This is a genomic window from Candidatus Pelagibacter sp. RS40 (genome assembly GCF_002101295.1).
Taxonomy (GTDB): Bacteria; Pseudomonadota; Alphaproteobacteria; order Pelagibacterales; family Pelagibacteraceae; genus Pelagibacter.
Genome location: NZ_CP020778.1, coordinates 690,854 through 707,173, shown reverse-complemented (window position 1 = coordinate 707,173; position 16,320 = coordinate 690,854). Strand labels below are relative to the sequence as shown.

Annotated in this window: 12 protein-coding genes; 2 read left to right on the top strand and 10 right to left on the bottom strand. The window is 30.8% G+C overall.

The window, feature by feature from the left end; all coding sequences use genetic code 11:
- Positions 1 to 2 precede the first annotated feature (2 nt).
- The 7 genes from pheT to B8063_RS03725 are packed head-to-tail and all read right to left on the bottom strand — an operon-like array spanning position 3 to position 7,752.
- Entirely contained in the window at positions 3 to 2,408 is a 2,406-nt protein-coding gene (pheT, locus tag B8063_RS03755) for a phenylalanine--tRNA ligase subunit beta (RefSeq protein WP_085069644.1), read from the bottom strand.
- The gene (pheS, locus tag B8063_RS03750; protein ID WP_085069642.1) at positions 2,405 to 3,472 is read right to left on the bottom strand and encodes a phenylalanine--tRNA ligase subunit alpha; all 1,068 of its coding nucleotides are present in this window, start codon (positions 3,470 to 3,472) and stop codon (positions 2,405 to 2,407) included. Before pheS ends, pheT begins: the two co-directional genes overlap by 4 nt.
- Before the next feature lie 43 nt (positions 3,473 to 3,515).
- Entirely contained in the window at positions 3,516 to 3,872 is a 357-nt protein-coding gene (gene rplT / locus B8063_RS03745; RefSeq protein ID WP_075521781.1) for a 50S ribosomal protein L20, read from the bottom strand.
- A gap of 1 nt (position 3,873) precedes the next feature.
- Complete coding sequence (rpmI, locus tag B8063_RS03740) at positions 3,874 to 4,080, bottom strand: 50S ribosomal protein L35 (RefSeq protein ID WP_075521780.1); 207 nt, start codon at positions 4,078 to 4,080, stop codon at positions 3,874 to 3,876.
- 54 nt (positions 4,081 to 4,134) lie between these two features.
- Entirely contained in the window at positions 4,135 to 4,680 is a 546-nt protein-coding gene (gene infC / locus B8063_RS03735) for a translation initiation factor IF-3 (RefSeq protein ID WP_085069640.1), read from the bottom strand.
- Positions 4,681 to 6,597, bottom strand: coding sequence for a threonine--tRNA ligase (gene thrS, locus B8063_RS03730; RefSeq protein WP_085069638.1), 1,917 nt, complete (start codon positions 6,595 to 6,597; stop codon positions 4,681 to 4,683). It lies immediately after the preceding gene.
- The gene (locus tag B8063_RS03725) at positions 6,598 to 7,752 is read right to left on the bottom strand and encodes a glycosyltransferase family 4 protein (RefSeq protein ID WP_085069636.1); all 1,155 of its coding nucleotides are present in this window, start codon (positions 7,750 to 7,752) and stop codon (positions 6,598 to 6,600) included.
- A 42-nt stretch (positions 7,753 to 7,794) separates the two neighbouring features.
- Here B8063_RS03725 and B8063_RS03720 point away from each other — a divergent pair, with 42 nt between their 5' ends.
- Positions 7,795 to 8,547 (top strand): alpha/beta hydrolase, encoded by a 753-nt coding sequence (locus tag B8063_RS03720; RefSeq protein ID WP_085069634.1) that lies wholly within the window; start codon positions 7,795 to 7,797, stop codon positions 8,545 to 8,547.
- On the opposite strand, the gene gltB is transcribed toward B8063_RS03720, so the two are convergent.
- Together gltB and B8063_RS03710 are read right to left on the bottom strand one after the other, a co-directional pair.
- Positions 8,548 to 13,044, bottom strand: coding sequence for a glutamate synthase large subunit (gltB, locus tag B8063_RS03715; protein WP_085069632.1), 4,497 nt, complete (start codon positions 13,042 to 13,044; stop codon positions 8,548 to 8,550).
- Entirely contained in the window at positions 13,044 to 14,477 is a 1,434-nt protein-coding gene (locus B8063_RS03710) for an NAD(P)-dependent oxidoreductase (protein WP_085069631.1), read from the bottom strand. Before B8063_RS03710 ends, gltB begins: the two co-directional genes overlap by 1 nt.
- Before the next feature lie 177 nt (positions 14,478 to 14,654).
- On the opposite strand from B8063_RS03710, the gene B8063_RS03705 reads away from it, so the two are divergent.
- Entirely contained in the window at positions 14,655 to 15,422 is a 768-nt protein-coding gene (locus B8063_RS03705) for an undecaprenyl-diphosphate phosphatase (protein WP_085069628.1), read from the top strand.
- Here B8063_RS03705 and B8063_RS03700 read toward each other — a convergent pair.
- Positions 15,419 to 16,309, bottom strand: coding sequence for a DMT family transporter (locus B8063_RS03700; RefSeq protein ID WP_085069626.1), 891 nt, complete (start codon positions 16,307 to 16,309; stop codon positions 15,419 to 15,421). The genes B8063_RS03705 and B8063_RS03700 overlap by 4 nt on opposite strands.
- Positions 16,310 to 16,320: the final 11 nt, after the last annotated feature.

Below are 16,320 nucleotides of genomic sequence, written 5' to 3'. Positions count from 1 at the left end.
TTTTAGGATCTTATTTTAGCGCCAGACTTACTCTCGACTGTAGAAATAATTAAATTATTTATTTTTTCTAAATCTTTTTCGTTTAAAGTTTTTTCAGATGATTGTACTGTAACATTAAGTGCGATTGATTTTTTATCTTTTGGAATATTTTCGCCTTCGTAAACATCAAAAACCTTAACATTTTTAATTAAATCTTTATCTATTGATACAATTATATCTATCAAATCTTGTGCTTTAATTTTTTTATCAATTACAAACGCAAAATCTCTCTCAGATTTTTGATAATCTGAATATTCAAATTGAGATTTTTGATCTTTAAGTTTTTTCTTAGTTTCTTTAAAAAAATCTAAATATATTTCAAATCCTATTAAAGCCTCAGTTTTAATATCTAGTTTTTTTACAATATTTGGATGTATTTCACCAAAAAAAGCAATTGGCTTATCTTCTTCTGTGCTTAGAAAAACTGATCCTGATTTGCCTGGATGATAATAAGATGGGGCTTGATCTTTTATTATTAGTTTATTTTTGTTAAATCCTGCCTCTACTATAGTTTGAACAGTATCCCTCTTTGCATCAAATACATCAACATTTCTCTCTGTTTCTTGCCAATTTAGTCTAAAATATTTTCCAGCTTGTAAAGCACCTATTACTGTTAGTTGCTCACCTGGCTTAGTACCTGAAAAAACTGGCCCTATCTCAAAAAAAGATAAATCTTTAAATCCTCTATCTATATTTTTTTTCAAATAAAAAACTAAATTTGGAAATATTGAATTTCTTAAAACATTTAACTCTGAACTTATTGGGTTAACAATTTTTATTTCATTATATTTTTCTCTAAATAAATTATTTATTTTAGAGTCTGTGAATGACCAAGTAACTGTCTCGAAAAAACCTTTGGATGCCACCGAACGTTGTAAGAAATGGAATAATTTTTGCTGCCTATTTAAAGTTGGTTTAAGTCTAGATTTTTCTGGTATTAATGTTTGAATATGTTCATAACCTTTGATACGAACGATTTCTTCAACAATGTCTATTGGTTGAGTAATATCTGGTCTCCATGAGGGAATTTCTAAATCTAAATTTTCGTTATTCTCATTGATTTTAAAGCCAAGATTAGAAATTATTTTAATTATTTCTTTTTTTTCAATTTTAAATCCTGTTATTTTTTCAAACAAAGAAATTTCAAATTTTACTTTATTTGTTTTTTCTTCTTCCAATCTTTGAATATCAAATTTACTTACTTCGCCCCCACACACTTCTTTTATTAGATCAGCCGCTTTGATTAGTCCAGCTTCAATTGATTTTGGATCAATTCCTCTTTCAAATCTAAATTTTGCGTCTGTATCTATATTTAATAATTTTGAAGTTTTTCTAATTGATCTTGGTAAAAAATACGCAGACTCTAATAATATATTTTTTGTCTCTAGTTCGGTTCCTGAACGTGTTCCGCCTATGATTCCACCTAATCCTAGCACTCCTGAATGATCAGAAATTACACACATATCATCATCTAATGAGTATTTTTTGTTGTCTAGTGCTTCAAAAGTTTCACCTTTTTTTGAATTTCTTACTATAATTTCTTTACTTACTTTATCAGCATCATATGCATGAAGTGGCCTATTTAAATCAATCATCACATAGTTTGTTATATCTACAATTGCAGAAATCGGTTTTTGACCTAACGAAATAATTTTATCTTTTAACCACTGAGGACTTTCTTTATTTGAAACCCCCTTTATTAAACAACTACCAAAAATTGTGCAGCCTTGTTTTTTTTCTTTTTTAATAGTTACTTTTAAGTCCTGATCAAAATTTTGATTTAGTTTACTATCTTTTATTTTTTTTAAAGAACCAACTCCAGCTGCAGCAAGATCTCTTGCAATACCTCTAACTCCAAGACAATCTGGTCGATTTGGTGTTATAGATAAATCTACAACTTTAGGAGTTTTGGTATCAAAATATTTTTTCCCAATTTTTTCCTTATACTTTTCTGATAACTCTGTAATTCCCTCGCTTTCATCTGATAATTTAAGCTCAGCTTCAGAACACAACATTCCATAAGAAGTAACACCTCTTATTTTACTGATTGATAGTTTCATTTGATTTTTTGGTATTATTGCACCTGGTCCTGCATATACTGTAAACAAACCTTTTTTTGCATTGGGAGCTCCACACACAACTTTAACAGTTTCACTTTTACCAATGTCAACGTCACAAACTCTTAATCTATCTGCATTAGGGTGTTGTTGCGCATTTAGTATTTTTGCAACAATAAAATCATCTAATTCGGAAGGTGCATTTTCAAAACTCTCAACCTCAAGACCAACGTTCGTTAAATTATTAATTATTTCTTTATCATTAAGATCTGTATCTAAATGTTGTTTAAGCCAATCAATTGTAAATTTCATCTACTCAATCCTCTGTAGCTTGATGGTACATCTAAAGGATCGAACCCAAAATGGCTTAGCCATCTATAATCTGTTTCAAAAAAAGCTCTTAAATCATTAATTCCATATTTTAGCATACCTAATCTATCTATTCCAATTCCAAAGGCGTAACCCTGAAATTTCGATGGATCAACATTTACATTTTTTAGGACGTTTGGATGAACCATTCCACATCCTAAAATTTCTAACCATTTGTCTCCTTCACCTATGATTATTTTTCCATCTTTAATTTCATAACCTATATCAACCTCAGCTGATGGCTCTGTAAATGGGAAGTGACTTGGTCTAAATCTCATCTTTAATTTATCCACTTCAAAAAACTCTTTAATAAAATAATTTAGACAACCTTTTAGATGTCCCATATTTATATCTTTATCTATATGTAGTCCTTCAACTTGATGAAACATGGGTGCATGTGTTTGGTCACTGTCAGATCTGTAAGTTCTTCCAGGTGCAATTATTTTGAATGGAGGTTTGCCTTTTAACATAGTCCGAACTTGTACAGGAGAGGTATGTGTCCGTAGTAACAATTCTTTTTTTTCATCTAAGTAAAATGTGTCATGCATATCTCTTGCTGGATGATTGTCAGGCGTATTAAGTGCTGTAAAATTATTATATTCATTTTCTACATCTGGACCCTCTTCAACGCTAAAACCTATTTCAGAAAAAATAGATGAAATTTCATCTATTACTTGTGAAACTGGATGAATCTTTCCTTGTTTAAAATCTCTTTCGGGTAAAGTGACATCTACTTTTTCATTTTCTAACTTTAGGTTTATCTCTTTTGTTTCGATTTCCTCAATTTTGCTTGTAATTTTATTTTGTAGCTCTTCTTTTATAAAATTTAAGTCTGATGCAAATTTTTTTCGCTCCTCTTGAGAGACTGATCCTAACTTTTTGAACTCGTTAGAGACTATTCCATTTTTACCAAATAATTCAGTTTTAATTTGATTTATAGATTCTATATTTTGGTCTTTATCGAGTTTATTTAGATATTCGTCTTTTATTTTTTTAATATCAGACATTTTAGTAGATTATTTGTTAACTTAAGAAAAACAATAGCGAAGATTAATTTAGAGCTGCTTGTGCTTTTTTTACAATCGTTTTAAATGCCTGCGGATTATCGTATGCGATTTCTGCTAGAATTTTTCTATCTAATTTTATTCCTGATTTACTTAGACCATTTATAAACTTAGAGTAAGTTAAACCCTCTTCTCTTACTCCTGCATTAATTCTTTGAATCCATAAAGATTTAAAATCTCTTTTTTTATTTCTTCTATCTCTATATGCATATTGCATAGCCTTTTCCATTGCTTGTCTTGCAACTCTTATTGTATTCTTTCTTCTTCCCCATTGGCCTTTTACAGCTTTAAGAACTTTTTTGTGTTTTGCTCTGCTGGTTACGCCTCTTTTAACTCTAGCCATTTTATCCTCTTAAACTATAGGGCATATAAGATTTCACGATTTTTCCATCTTGTTTTGCCATCACAGTTGTACCCCTTTGTTTTCTTATTTGAGAGTTAGTTCTTTTTATCATTCCATGCCTTTTACCAGCCTGTGCAGTTATCACTTTTCCTTTAGCTGAAATTTTAAATCTTTTTTTTGCTGAGCTTTTTGTTTTCAATTTAGGCATAATTTTTGGAGCCTTATACAAATATTAATATTAATTTACAACTAGAAATATGACTTATAATGGCTGAATAACCATTATCATTTGTTTGCCATCAAATTTAGGCTGTAATTCTACACGACCAATATCTTGCATATCTTGCTTAATTTTATCCATTAACTCATTTCCTAAACTGGAGTGTTGCAGTTCTCTTCCTTTAAAACGTATTGTAAATTTTACTTTATCCCCTTTTGCTAAAAATTTTTGAGCATTCTTTATTTTGAAAGTATAGTCGTGTACCTCTGTTACAGGTCTTAATTTTATTTCCTTTAACTCAATTTTTTTTTGTTTCTTTTTTGCTTTGTTGGCTTTTTTCTGGGCATCATATTTGTATTTACCCATATCCATTATTTTACACACAGGAGGTTTAGCGTTTGGTGCAATTTCAATCAAGTCAAGTCCTTCATCCTTAGCACGATTAATTGCGTCATTTAAATTTAAAATACCTAGATTTTCACCATCGCTTGCGATTACCTGAACCTCATGTGAAGTAATCCTGTTATTTGATCTTGGTCCTTTTGGTTTTGTTCTTTTCTGAAAATAGTTTTGTTTGAAGTCTGGCACTTAAATTGAAGGCGCTTTGTTTAAAGCAGAGTATTTTTTTATAAACTCGTTAAAATCCATATTTTCTTGTTTATTGGAATCCAATCTTCTAATAGTTACTGTATTAGAGTCAACTTCTTTTTTCCCACAAATAAGTAATAAAGGTACTTTTGACAATGAATGTTCTCTAATTTTATAATTTAAATTATGATTTTTTAAATCAACTTCACTTGAGATACCAACTTTTTTTAATTGCTGATTAACTTTTTTTGAATAATTATCAAAGTCACTTGAAATTGGTATCACAACTACTTGTAATGGTGTAAGCCAAAAAGGTAATTTTCCTGAATAATTTTCAATTAAGATTCCAATAAATCTCTCTAAGGAACCAAACAATGCTCTATGCAACATAACAGGTATTTTCTTTGATCCATCTTTTTCAACATAAGTGGCTCCTAATCTTCCAGGTAAATTTAAATCTACTTGTAAGGTTCCACACTGCCAATCTCTTCCTATTGCATCTCTTAAAACAAACTCAATTTTTGGACCATAAAAAGCACCCTCACCTTTATTTATAGTGTATTCTAGTTTTGTTTCTTTAATTGCCTCTAAAAGAGCAGCTTCTGATTTATCCCATACAGCATCATCTCCAACTCTCAGATCTGGTCGGTCTGAGTATTTTAATATTACATTTTCAAATCCCAGGTCTTTATAAATTTCTAAAATTAAATTTGTAACTGATAGGCATTCTTGAGTAATTTGCTCTTCGGTACAAAATATGTGTGCATCATCTTGGGTAAATGCTCTTACCCTTAACAATCCATGTAATGCACCAGAAGGTTCATATCTGTGAACTTTTCCAAATTCCGACATTTTTAATGGTAAGTCTCTGTAACTTTTTAGTCCTTGATTAAACACTTGAACACATCCTGGACAGTTCATTGGTTTTATTGCAAAAACTTTTTCGTCAGGTGTTGTAGAGGTATACATATTTGCACCAAATTTTTCCCAATGACCAGATTTTTCCCATAATGTACGATCAAGAATTTCTGGTGTATTTATCTCTTTATATCCTGCGTGATCTTGTTTAGTTCGCATATAAGAGATTAATTTCTGAAAAAGGTTCCATCCTTTTTCATGCCAAAATACAGATCCAGGGCTTTCTTCCCTAAAATGAAATAAGTCCATTTCTTTTCCTAACTTTCTGTGATCTCGTTTTTCAGCTTCTTCAATTCTATTTAGGTATTCATCAAGTTCTTTTTGTGTAGACCAACTGGTGCCATAAACTCTTTGTAACATCTCATTATTAGAGTCTCCTCTCCAATAAGCACCTGATACTTTTGTTAATTTAAAATATTTTCCAATTTTGCCTGTAGAACTTAAGTGCGGACCTCTACACAAATCATGCCATTTTCCATGAAAATATATAGATACCTCTTCACCTTCAGGAATAGAATTAATTATTTCGGCTTTGTAATGTTCTCCATTATTTTTGAAATGTTTTATAGCATCATTTCTCTTCCAAACTTCTCTATAAGTTTTTTCATTCCTATCAACAATATCTTTCATTTTGTTCTCTATCTTTTCTAAATCTTCTTGCGTGAATGGCTCTTTCCTTGCAAAGTCATAATAAAAACCATCTTCAATCACTGGGCCTATTGTTACTTGCGTTCCAGGAAAAAGTTCTTGGACTGCCATTGCTAAAATATGGGCGGTATCATGCCTAATTGTTTCAAGCCCTTCTTTATCTTTTGATGTAAATATCTTTACTTTAGAATCTTTTTCAATTTTAAAATCTAGGTCTTTAAGCTGACCATCTACACTAATAATTAATGCTTGCTTTGATAATGATTTACTTATTTTTTCAGCAAGCTGAAAACCAGTTACACTTTCACTAAAACTTAATTGTTTTCCGTCTGGTAGAGTAATATTTGGCATTTAATTAATTAATTTTTTGTACTCTGAATAAGTAGAAAAACACATTTTTTCAACATTAAACTTCGCAGAAACATTTTTTCTACCTTCTTTTCCCATCTGTTCAATTTTTGATTTATCAAAATTGAAAAACTCAATTATTTTTTTACTTAAATCGTCTGAGTCTCCAGCATTAAATAAGATACCTGTTTTATTATTTACAATAGTTTCTTTCGAGCCACCCAGATTGCTTGCAATAATAGGTTTTTCCATTGATTGTGCTTCCACTGCTATTCTGCCAAATGCCTCGGGTTCAATTGATGTTGATACTATCAAGTCACTAATTTTATAAGCTAAAGGCATATTTTCACAATGATCAACAAATTTTATTTGATCATTCATTCGATACTGCTCTACTAGCCTTATAAGTTTTTTCTTATATAAATCTCTTCCTTGATCACTTCCAAGTATCACTGCTTTAAACGACTTGTGACCTAATTGAATATTTATTTTATTCATGGCTTCAATAAACATTTCGTGACCTTTCCACTCAGTAACTCTTCCAGGTAATAATATTGTTTTTTTTTCAACCTCAAGGTTCCAAGATTTAAACAGTTTATCTTCGTCTTCAGTAAAAGTTGTTGAAGCATCAAAATAATCGACGTTTATTCCTCTAAAAATTACTAGAAATTTTTTGGAGTTATTTAGATATTCCTTATAATTTTCTTTAATATGAGAAAATATAAAATTTGATCCAGCTATAACTAAATCTGATCTTAACATTACAGAATTATAAAATTTTTTAATCTTACTTTTAAAATTATATGTACCATGAAAAGTTGTTACAAATTTTTTTCTAGTAATTTTAGAAGCTAAAAAACAAGACCATGCTGGAGCCCTACTCCTAGCATGAATTATGTCTATATTATAAAAAAAGACAATGACTGAAATCAAAATTGTGTTTAATAACATTATAATAGGGTTTTTAGAATTTACAGGAAGTCTTATGTATTTTACTTTTTTTTTATTTATGAATTTGGTTAATGGTCCACCATTTGTAATTAAAAATGAGCTACAATTATTTTCAAATAGATAATGTGCTATATCAAAACAACCTGTCTCAGCCCCTCCGTAACCTAATTTTGGTATTACTTGTAGAACTTTTAATTTTGATGACATTAACTGTTATTATATATTAATAAATAGAGCGTATAAACTTTTATGAACAAGTATAAATTTTTGCAAATTTCTAAAAGCATTAAAATTAGATATCTACATCATAATTCAAATAATAATTTATATATTGTTTTTCTTCATGGATTTATGTCTGATTTAAATGGTGAGAAACCAAAGATTTTCAAAAGATTTTGTAAAAACAATAAATTAGGCTTTTTAGCAATTGAATATTCTGGGCACGGAAAATCAACAGGTGAGTTTACAAAAGGGAACGTAACAAAATGGACAAATCAAGTCAAAAAAGTAATTAAAAGAGTTTTAAAAAAAAAAGATTTTATACTTATTGGTTCAAGTATGGGTTCATGGATTTCTGTCAATCAATTTAAGTTTTTTTCAAAACAGATTAAAGGTTTTATAGGAATAGGATCAGCACCAGAGTTTTTAGAGAGGGTAATGTGGAAAAAATTTACAGTCAAAATGAAAAAAGAAACCATAGATAAGGGTGTATACAACCTTAAACATGGTGGTTTTGAATATCCAATCACCTACCAACTTATTAAGGATGGAAGAAAAAATTTAGTATTGAACAAAAAAATTAATGCTAAAATACCTGTAACTCTTTTTCATGGATCAAAAGATGAGGCAGTTCCAGTAATTTTCTCAAAGAAACTTATTAAAATCTTTAACAATGCAAATAAGAAACTTAATATTATTAAAAATGGTGATCACAGCCTTTTTGCAAAAAAATATCAATCAAAAATAATTAGAGAGTTAAAATCAATAATTTCTCAGTACTAATTAGCTTGCAAAGCTTTTGACTGACTTTAATGTTATAGGATTATCTAATTTATCAAGCATTTCTTTTGGACAAACTTGATAAAAGTTTTTTATCTCACCTTCAAAATTATCTAAAATTTTCTTTGCATACTCCGAGTGAGTTTCGCTTACGTGTTCTGAAATAATTTCCCTGAGGTAATTTTTCCAGTAATCCGTTTCTGGTATCTGCCAGATAACACTCTCAGAATTTACACGCTTCTCAAAATTATTGTTTTTGTCATAAACAAAAGCCATACCACCAGTCATACCAGCAGCAAAATTATCTCCAACATCTCCTAAAATAATAATATTTCCTCCTGTCATATACTCGCATCCATTTGAGTCACAACCTTCAACTACAGCTGTGGCGCCAGAGTTTCTCACAGCAAATCTTTCTCCAGCTTGTCCAGCTGCAAAGAGTTTTCCAGAGGTAGCACCATACAAAACTGTATTTCCAATTATTGTATTCTCATTTGAAATCAAATTACTCTCGTCCTGTAGTTTTATAGAAATAGATCCACCAGAAAGACCTTTACCTACATAGTCATTTGCATCACCTTTCAAATTCAATTTTAATCCCTTAATTGCAAAAGCTCCAAAAGATTGACCTGCCGAGCCTTTAAAATTCAGTGATAAATAATTTTCATCTAGTTTGTTGTTTCCAAATTTTTTATATAAGTGATAAGAGATTCTTGTACCTACAGCCCTATCAGTGTTTTTAATTTCAAATTCAGTCTCAATTGTTTTATTTTGATCAATTAATTTTTCTATGTCTGGCCATATTTTTTGATCTAAGGTGTCTGGAACCTCATTGATTTTGAGATTTTCGCAATATCTTTTATTTTTTCCAGGATCTGCTTGAACAAAAAGTGGATTTAAGTCTAAGTCATCTAAATTTGGAGATCCTTTGCTAACTTGTCTTAATAAGTCTGTTCTACCAATAACTTCATTCAATGATCTAAATCCTAGTTCAGATAGAATTTGTCTTACCTCTTCTGCAATAAAAGTGAATAAGTTAACAACTTTATCTGGTGTGCCTGTAAATTTTTCTCTTAATTTTTCGTCTTGAGTGCAAACTCCAACTGGACATGTATTTGAGTGACACTGTCTAACCATTATGCAACCCATAGCAATTAAAGCTGTAGTTGCTACTCCAAATTCCTCTGCTCCCATCATCGCTGCAATTACCACATCACGACCTGTTTTAATTCCTCCATCAGTTCTCAGTGTAACTTGATGTCTTAAGTTGTTTAAAGTTAGAACTTGATTTGCTTCTGTAAGTCCCATTTCCCAAGGTATTCCAACATATTTTACACTTGTTTGCGGGGTAGCCCCAGTTCCTCCTGAGTGACCAGAAATTAAAATTATATCTGCTTTAGCTTTTGCTACTCCAGCTGCAATTGTTCCGATACCTGATGAAGCTACCAACTTCACGCCTACTCTTGCTTTCGGATTTATTTGTTTAAGATCATAAATTAGTTGGGCCAAATCTTCTATGGAATAGATATCATGATGTGGTGGTGGTGAAATTAATGTAACTCCAGGTGTAGAGTGTCTTAATCTTGCAATTTCATTAGTAACTTTGAAGCCTGGTAATTGACCACCTTCACCAGGTTTTGCACCTTGAGCAATTTTGATTTCTATCTCGTTACAGTTATTTAAATAATTTATTGTTACCCCAAACCTAGCTGAAGCTATTTGTTTTACTCTTGAATTCGCACTATCTCCGTTTTCTCTAATTTTAAATCTATCCTCGTCTTCGCCTCCTTCTCCACTACATGAGGCACCCTTTATTCTATTCATGCCAATCGCTAATGTTTCGTGTGCTTCTTTGGATAAAGCACCATGAGACATGCTTCCACTACCAAATCTTTTCATAATCTCTTGCACATTTTCTACTTCATCAATTTTGATTGGATTTTTCGATTTAAAATCAATTAAGTCTCTTAAACTGATTGGCTGTAGGTTATAAATTCCTTTAGTATATTTCTTATAAACCTCAAAAGAATTTTCAGTAACTGCAGTTTGTAAAAGATGAATTAATTTACCTTGGTATTGATGCGTCTCGCCATTTTTCCTGTAACGGTATATTCCTCCAATTGGTAATATATTAGATTGGTTTTCGAATGCTTGTTTGTGAATATTCCTAATTTTTTTTTCAATACCTGTTAGGCCAATTCCAGAGATTTTAGATAGAACACCAGGAAAAAAGTCTTTAACAATTGTTCTACTAAGACCTACTGTTTCAAAATTACACCCTCCTCTGTAAGAACTAAGAACAGAAATTCCCATTTTTGACATAATTTTTAATAAACCTAAATTAACAGATTTGATAAATCTGGAAACGCACTCGTCAAAACTTAGATTTCCAAATAATTTTTTTGAATATCTTTCAAATAAACTGTCAAACGCCAAATAAGGATTAACAGTCGTTGCTCCTACACCAATTAAAGTTGCAAATGAATGTGTATCAAGAGCATCTCCAGTTTGGACGTTTATTGAAACGTATCCTCTTAAACCTAATTTTATTAGATGAGTATTAACAGCACCAATACAAAGTAGCATTGGCATTGGTAGCTTTTCACTTGAAATATTTTTATCAGTCAAAACAAGCTGTGTAATTCCCTCTCTTGCTGCTTGCTCTGCTTGATTTTTTAAATTCTCTAAAGCGCTTTCTAAATCTGAATTTTTATCAAATAAACACTCTAAAATTCTTTGATTTTTTCCAAAAAAATCTATGAACTTATCAAACTGAGAATTCGATAGAACTGGGCTATCTAAAACGTAAATATTTTCCTCAGTAAGATTGTCAAAATCTAATATGTTACCAAGATTCCCAAATCTTGTTTTTAAACTCATCACCTTATTTTCTCTTAAAGAATCAATCGGTGGATTTGTTACTTGACTAAAATTTTGTCTAAAGTAGTGATACAAAGGTCTATATTTGTCTGAAAGTACTGCTAATGGAGTATCATCACCCATAGATCCAGTTGCTTCTTTTGCATCCTCTGCCATTGGGTGTAAAATTAATTCTAAATCTTCTAAACTATATCCAAAACAATGCTGTCTAGTTCTTAACTCTTCATTAAGAAATATATTTTTTTCGTTCTCGATTGGAAACTTTTTATCTAGATCAATTATTTGATTATTAAAATGTTTGTACTCTTTTGCTAAGTAATTTTTAATATCGCTGTTTGTGAATACTTTACCTTTTTCAATTCTTACACCTATTATTTCTCCAGGTCCTAATCTTCCTTTGGTTACAATTTTTTTTTCATTAAGATCGACCATTCCAGTTTCTGATCCAGCAAATAATAATCTATCTCTTGTAACAGTATATCTCATTGGCCTGAGACCATTTCTATCAGTAGCTGCGATTACCCATTCATTGTCTGTCGCTGCTATAGCAGCAGGACCATCCCAGGGCTCCATGGTGCTGTTAAGAAAATTAAATAGTTGAAGATGATCCTTTGGAAGAACTTTACTTTTTTTTGACCATGCATCAGGTATTAAAAGTAATTTAGCTAAAGGTGCAGGTTGTCCTGAAATATTTAGTAATTCAAATACATTATCTAGCGATGCAGAGTCTGAGTTTCCAGATGGGATTACAGGTTTTAAATTTTCCATATCATCAAATAATGGGCTATGCATTTCTTGCTCATGAACCTTCATCCAGTTAATATTTCCTTTTAGAGTATTTATCTCACCGTTATGAGCTATTGCTCTAAAAGGTTGTGCTAAATCCCAACTGGGTGCTGTGTTTGTAGAAAATCTTTGATGAAAAATTGCAAATCTTGAAATAAATCTCTCATCTTTAAGATCAGTATAAAAATCTGACAAAGCCTCAGCAAGAAACATTCCTTTATAAATAATTGATTTAGAACTAAACGAACAAATATAAAAGCCATTAAGCTGGTTGTTTAGGGCTTCCTTCTCAATTTTTCTTCTTGTTTCATATAGAACCCTCTCTAAATTTTTACCAATTACTTTTTTATCATTATGTTTGAATAAAACTTGTGTAATCTCAGGTCTTGTATTTTCAGCTTTTTCGCCGAGCACAGAAGGATTTACAGGAACCTGACGCCAACCATAAATATTGAAGTTTTTTTTTGTTAATTCACTTTCTACAATTATTCTACATTGCTCCTGGCCTTGATAATCATTTCTTGGCAAAAAAATCATTCCAACACACAAATCAGAGTCGTCATGTCTGTGGCCAGTTATTTCAATTTTTTCGATGAAAAAATCTTTTGGAATCTCAATATGTATTCCTGCTCCATCACCAGTTTTACCGTCTGCATCTATAGCTCCTCGATGCCATACGGCTTTTAGAGCTTGGATTCCATACTCGACAACTTTTCTAGACTTTACTCCCTCTGTTGATGCTACCAGTCCTACACCACAAGCATCATGCTCCATAGTCTCGTTATAAACAAAATTTTGCTTTAACTGGTTCAGATTTTTTTTATAAATGTTCATTAAGCAACTTTTTGTTTTTGTTTTAATTGAAGATAATTTGAAATTGATAAAGCTGCGTCCCTACCATCTTTAATTGCCCAAACAACTAACGAAGCTCCTCGCACAATATCACCAGCTGCAAAAACACCTGGAATATTTGTTTCCATGGTATCAAAATCAGCTTTAATTGTACCCCATTTTGTGACTTGTAATCTTTCCTCTTGGAATAGTTTAGGTAACTCCTCAGGATCAAATCCTAATGCTTTTATTACTAGGTCGGCTTTAATTTCAAATTCAGAATTTTCTTTTATAATTGGTTTCCTTCTTCCACTTTCATCTGGATCTCCTAGTTCTATCTTGTCTACTAATAAACTTTCTACTTTATTTGTTCCTTTAAATTCTTTTGGACTACTTAGCCAAACAAACTCAACTCCTTCTTCTTCTGCATTAGCAACTTCTCTTGCAGATCCTGGCATATTCACTTTATCTCTTCTGTATAAACATTTAACAGATTTTGCATCTTGTCTAATTGAGGTTCTAACACAGTCCATAGCAGTATCTCCACCACCAATTACAACTACATCTTTATCTTTTGCATTTAATGTTCCATCATCAAAAAGTTCAACTTTATCTCCTAATCCTTTTTTATTCGAGGCAGTCAAAAATTCCATCGCAGGAAATATATTACTAAGATCGTTTCCTGGAAGATTTACTTCTCTTGCTTTATAAACTCCAGTAGCAATTAAAATTGCATCATGTTTTTCATTCAACTCTTTTAAAGTAGCATCTTTACCTACCTCAAAGTTGTTTACGAATTGAATTCCACCTTCTTTTAAAAGTTTAATTCTTCTCTCTACAACATGCTTTTCTAGTTTGAAATTAGGGATACCATAAATCAATAGTCCACCAGATCGATCATAACGATCATAAATTGTAACTTGATAACCTTTTTTCCTTAATTCCTCTCCACAAGCAAGTCCTGCAGGTCCAGCCCCAATAATACCAATACTTTGATTAATCTCATTGATTACTTTTATTGGCTTTACCCAACCATTTTCCCAAGCAGTCTCTGTAATATATTTTTCAATTGATCCAATAGTTACAGTACCGTGTCCTGATTGCTCAATAACACAATTACCCTCGCACAACCTATCTTGGGGACATATTCTCCCACATACCTCTGGCATGTTGTTAGTGCTTTGTGATAGTTGATAAGCCTCTTCATGTCTGCCTTCAGCTGTTAACTTAAGCCAATCAGGTATATTGTTGCTTAATGGACAGTGAACTTGACAAAATGGGACTCCACATTGTGAACATCTGCTTGATTGCTCATTTGCTTTTCCTTTAATAAATTCTGAATAAATTTCGTTAAAATCCTCTTTTCTAGAGTTTTTGTCTCTTTTAGGTGGGTTTTGTTGACCTATCTCAACAAACTTTAACATTTTTTCTGACATTGGAGGGGAGGTATATACTATTGTTTAAGGAGGATAAAGAAAATATAGGTCATATTTACTGACTAATAATTTACATTTTATTATAAATTTTGCGATTTTTTCACTTTCAACATACTTGATATGCAATTTTGTAATTGCTTTATTTTGGTTAGAATTTGATTATTTATTAATTTCTTGATGATTTCAAAATACATAGAAACTTCCATATTAGCAATAATCCAAGGTTTCTTTGAATTTATTCCAGTCAGTTCTTCTGCACACTTAATTTTAGTTACAAAAATTAATGATTTTCAGACAGCTTCACTACAATTAGATATTTGTCTTCATCTTGGTTCTTTATTAGCAATAATTTTTTATTTTAGAAAAAATTTAATAAACATATTTGAAAACAAATCTTTAGCTGTTTTAATATTATTAGGATCAATTCCTCTAATTTTAGTTGGTTTTATTTTACACTCAACTGGTATTATAGAAAAATTAAGATCTATAGAAGTTATTGCGTGGACAACTTTGCTTTTTGGATTACTTCTTTTTTTTGCTGACAAACAGACTATTAAAAAAAAAATTGATTTAGATCTTAATTTAAAAAATGTAATTATAATTGGTTTATTTCAAGCCTTAGCTGTTATACCTGGTGTAAGTAGATCAGGTGTGATTATAACAGCCTCACGTTTTTTAAATTTTGATAGAATTGATTCCACCAAAATCGCCTTTTACTTATCTATCCCTGCCCTTGCAGGAGCAAGTGTTCTTGGTATAAGTGATTTAATAAATGATGAAATCAGATTTGATTTCGTTTTTTTATTATCTATACTTTTATCATTTATAATTTCTTATTTAACAATTAAATATTTTCTTATTTTTGTAAGTAAATTTAGTTTAAACTTGTTCGTTTATTATAGAATTTTTCTAAGTATTATTTTATTTGCACTTATTTACCTTTAAACTTTCTTGACGGCTGAAGGAGCAATCTGTGATAAAATCACTGCAAATAATATTAGGAAGCATCCAATAATATTATCCAAATTTAAAATTTGATTAAGAATTATCCAGCCTGCAAGTGCCGCAAAAACACCTTCTAATGAGTATATTATGGCTGCAGGAGCTTCATCGATATTTTTTTGTGCATACATCTGAAGAGTAAAAGCAACACCACCTGATAGAATTCCAGCATAAAGTATAGAACTGTATTCTAAAAGTATTTTTTGAATATCTATTTCCTCAAATACATAAGCAGCTATTATAGAAAGTGAAAAAACAAAAATAGACTGTAAAGATGCATAAAATATAGGTAAATCAAATTTTTTCATAAATTTTCCCGCAAAAATTATGTGCAGCGCCCAAAATAAGGAGCACAGAATTACTAATGCATCGCCTAACATTATTTGTGAGTCTGAAAAATTACTTAATAAATAAACTCCGATTATACACATTGCTATTGAGGGCCAGATACTCCAGTGAACTTTGATTTTATAAAAAAAAAATAACAATATTGGAACAATTGGGACGTAGAAAATTGTAAAAAATGCTGCATTAGCAATATTGGTATATTGTAAAGCAGCTTGTTGAAGCGAAGTACCCAAAAATAGAGATACTCCCATAAACATATAATATTTAAAAAAAAGTTTTTTGTTTGAATTAATTTCAGGAATTATTTTTTTTCTCTCAATTATCAAAGCAACTGGAAGCATAAAAATAAAACCAACAAAAAATCTAGCAGAATTGAAAGTCAGTGGACCAATATTATCCATTCCAGTGTCTTGTGCAATAAAAGCTGTTCCCCAAATAAAGGTCGTTATTAGAGCACAAATTAATGATGCTGATTTATTCATTTTGATTTAAA

Bases quoted from the DNA above. Each gene is read 5' to 3' on its own strand.
- B8063_RS03710 (WP_085069631.1), bottom strand. From the start codon at position 14,477: ATGTCAGAAAAAATGTTAAAGTTTGTTGAGATAGGTCAACAAAACCCA.
- B8063_RS03720 (WP_085069634.1), top strand. From the start codon at position 7,795: ATGAACAAGTATAAATTTTTGCAAATTTCTAAAAGCATTAAAATTAGA.
- rpmI (WP_075521780.1), bottom strand. From the start codon at position 4,080: ATGCCTAAATTGAAAACAAAAAGCTCAGCAAAAAAAAGATTTAAAATT.
- B8063_RS03705 (WP_085069628.1), top strand. From the start codon at position 14,655: ATGATTTCAAAATACATAGAAACTTCCATATTAGCAATAATCCAAGGT.
- thrS (WP_085069638.1), bottom strand. From the start codon at position 6,597: ATGCCAAATATTACTCTACCAGACGGAAAACAATTAAGTTTTAGTGAA.
- B8063_RS03725 (WP_085069636.1), bottom strand. From the start codon at position 7,752: ATGTCATCAAAATTAAAAGTTCTACAAGTAATACCAAAATTAGGTTAC.
- B8063_RS03700 (WP_085069626.1), bottom strand. From the start codon at position 16,309: ATGAATAAATCAGCATCATTAATTTGTGCTCTAATAACGACCTTTATT.
- rplT (WP_075521781.1), bottom strand. From the start codon at position 3,872: ATGGCTAGAGTTAAAAGAGGCGTAACCAGCAGAGCAAAACACAAAAAA.
- pheS (WP_085069642.1), bottom strand. From the start codon at position 3,472: ATGTCTGATATTAAAAAAATAAAAGACGAATATCTAAATAAACTCGAT.
- pheT (WP_085069644.1), bottom strand. From the start codon at position 2,408: ATGAAATTTACAATTGATTGGCTTAAACAACATTTAGATACAGATCTT.
- gltB (WP_085069632.1), bottom strand. From the start codon at position 13,044: ATGAACATTTATAAAAAAAATCTGAACCAGTTAAAGCAAAATTTTGTT.